The 2,757-nt window shown below is 43.3% G+C and carries 3 protein-coding genes and 1 pseudogene; 3 read left to right on the forward strand and 1 reads right to left on the reverse strand.

Annotated features, from left to right (window positions below):
• The first annotated feature begins 221 nt into the window (after positions 1–221).
• The 3 genes from IM496_RS08965 (at position 222) to IM496_RS08975 (ending at position 2,343) form a co-directional block, all read left to right on the forward strand.
• Positions 222–1,082 carry a formylglycine-generating enzyme family protein gene (locus IM496_RS08965; RefSeq protein ID WP_287661762.1) on the forward strand — a complete coding sequence of 287 codons (861 nt, stop codon included), beginning with the start codon at positions 222–224 and terminating at the stop codon, positions 1,080–1,082.
• A gap of 46 nt (positions 1,083–1,128) precedes the next feature.
• Entirely contained in the window at positions 1,129–1,371 is a 243-nt protein-coding gene (locus IM496_RS08970; protein WP_228009866.1) for a nucleotidyltransferase family protein, read from the forward strand.
• A 75-nt stretch (positions 1,372–1,446) separates the two neighbouring features.
• Positions 1,447–2,343 carry an AEC family transporter gene (locus IM496_RS08975; protein WP_194018172.1) on the forward strand — a complete coding sequence of 299 codons (897 nt, stop codon included), beginning with the start codon at positions 1,447–1,449 and terminating at the stop codon, positions 2,341–2,343.
• A gap of 203 nt (positions 2,344–2,546) precedes the next feature.
• On the opposite strand, the pseudogene IM496_RS08980 reads toward IM496_RS08975, so the two are convergent.
• Positions 2,547–2,757: pseudogene (locus IM496_RS08980) on the reverse strand (RNA-guided endonuclease TnpB family protein); the annotation flags it as partial.

Consider the following 2,757-nt stretch of genomic DNA (forward strand, 5'->3'; position numbering starts at 1 on the left):
GTGAAGCGTTAACCGTTCGGCGGTTCGGCTGAGCTCACCGTCGAAGCCTGAGCTCACGGCCGAAGCCCCATTGACGCGACCATCCCAAAAAGGTGGCGTGGTGAGGAATCACCGTCCGTTTACGGCGGTGAGGATGTCAAAACTGGTAGGTTGCGAGATTTTTCTAGGCTCGCAGTTTAACCCGATCAACCGATAACCGATAACCGATAGAGGGGTGCAGAATGGGAGAATGGTTAGATTTTACCGATGAGGTGGTCACTGTTAATGGCAAAGGTGAGGAAATTAAACGGGAAAAAGTCACTAATCGAGGTTATAAGTATTTTTTAAGCAAAAAAACCTTTTTAGAAATGATTTCTATCCCTAGCGGTCAATACCTCATCGGTGCGCCCAAAAGCGAGTTAGGCTCGAAATTGAGTCAAAGTCCCCAATCTCTGGTTAATATTCAGGCTTTTTGCCTGAGTCGCTACCCAATTACTCAACGACAATGGCGCGAGGTGGCAAAATTAGAACCAGTAAATATTGAACTTAATCCCTATCCGGCCCATTTTGAAGGTTACGATCGCCCTGTAGAACAAATTAACTGGTGGGAAGCGGTGGAATTTTGCGATCGCCTATCCCGTCTCACTGGACTGAATTATCGTTTACCCGCAGAAAAAGAATGGGAATACGCTTGTCGGGGAGGTACATCAACCCCCTTCCACTTTGGCCTGACAATTTCCACGGATTTAGCCAACTATTCCGGGGTGGACTGGGATTATGGCGGGAAAGTATGCAGTTCTGGTCGTTATGGGGAAGGTTCCCTAGGCTGCGATCGCAGGGAAACCACACCAGTGGGAATGTTTGCCGTCGCTAACCCTTTCGGACTCTACGATTTGCACGGAAATGTCAGGGAATGGTGTGCAGATTACTGGCGCGATAACTACGAAGCAGCCACAATAGAAGATAGGGACAGACGAGTTTTACGCGGCGGTTCTTGGAATGACGGTCCTAACAAATGTCGCTCGGCCTACCGAGTCAAATTTATGGCTACTGCTGGACTCTATGATATTGGTTTTCGTGTCGTTAGCGATAATTCCCCTTAAATCTGAAAACCGATCACTGATTACCAGTGACAGGGAGGTGAAAAAATTGAAAATAGAACTATCCCAGCAAATAATCAGCGAATTTTGTCAGAAATGGCAGATATCTGAAATGTGTTTATTCGGATCGGTTTTGCGGGAAGATTTTCGTGCAGACAGCGATATTGATATACTGGTCAGTTTCCAAGATAGTGTTTCTTGGGGACTTCTGGAGTTTTCGAGGATGAAACGGGAATTAGAGAATTTATTGGGACGGAAAGTTGATTTGCTAACGAAAAAATCGATCGAGTGACTGGGGTGATAACAGAAATCTGTTAAAAAATCAGATCAGTTTTTTTCTGTTTACTATTTACTTTTTACCTAATTAATGCTTGTCATTCTCTCCGCTATTATTCCAGTGGGTTTTATCATCCTCATCGGTGTGATAGCAGGAAAAATCCTCACTGTTGAAGTGCATTCCCTTTCCCAAATCACGGTATATATTCTTGCCCCCGCTTTGGTGATTGATGGACTCTATCGCACCACTTTATCCGGCAGCAATATTGGTTTAATTCTCCTAGGTTTTGCTCTTATTTCACTGGTAATGGTGATTATCGTCGAAATTATCGCCTATTGTCTTAGTCTCGATGGTGATACCCGCAAAAGCCTCATGGCTGCCGCTGTGATGCCCAATAACGGCAATATGGGTTTACCGGTGGCTAGTTTTGCCCTGGGTGCGGCTGGACTGGAAAGAGCGATAATCTATATGATTGGTTCTAGTATTCTGTTATTTGGTATTAGTCCCGCTTATTTGCGAGGAAAAAGCTTTCTTTCAGGATTTCGCCTGGTTTTTCAATTGCCCTTAATCTGGTCAATTTTTATCGGCATTAGCTTTCAAACTTTCTCTTTTCATCTTCCCCTGCAATTAGATAAAAGTATTAGCTATCTAGGACAATCGGCAATTCCTTTGGCTTTAATTATCCTAGGTATCCAATTATCTCAGCAAAAATTAGCGATCGGTAAATTAGAATTATTAGGGGCTGGTTTGCGTCTTTTAGTCGCTCCTCTTTTGGCATTTGTGATCGGCAATAGTTTAGGATTAACCGGTATGGATATAAAAATTCTTATCCTACAAAGTGCCATGCCCACCGCCGTTAATACCGTCATTTTAGTCACAGAATTCGGTGGTTCGGCCACTTTAATGTCCCGCACAGTTGTTGTCACTACCCTTGCCAGTTTTCTGACTATTCCTTTCTTTCTTTGGTTATTAAAAGTCTATTTATAAGTAGGGTTTGCTGAAAAAGTTTGTTGGTGGGGTTAGGAGTCAGGAGTCTCCGAGTCAGGATTCTCCGAGTCAGGATTCAGGAGATTATTTTATTTATTCTCCCCACACCCCACTTCCCCACTTCCCCACTTCCCCAATTCCCCAATTCATAATTCATAATTTAACCTTTGACTCACCGCTCAACTAAACTTACTCAAACTTACTTAAAAGCCTGAAAGCTTAGTCATTCGTAGTTCGACCGGCTCACTAACAAGTGGGTCAAGCACTACAGGATTAAACGGCAAACCCTTTATTCCCTGGTCAATGACATCAGGAATTACTTTTCTAATGATGTTAAATGCCCCATTGACATCGGCATTTAACAACTGATTTGTTCCCATTTTATAAAGTCCCCTAGCTAACCTTTTTCCCTTA

This window comes from Microcystis sp. M049S2 (genome assembly GCF_020245625.1).
GTDB lineage: Bacteria > Cyanobacteriota > Cyanobacteriia > Cyanobacteriales > Microcystaceae > Microcystis > Microcystis ichthyoblabe_A.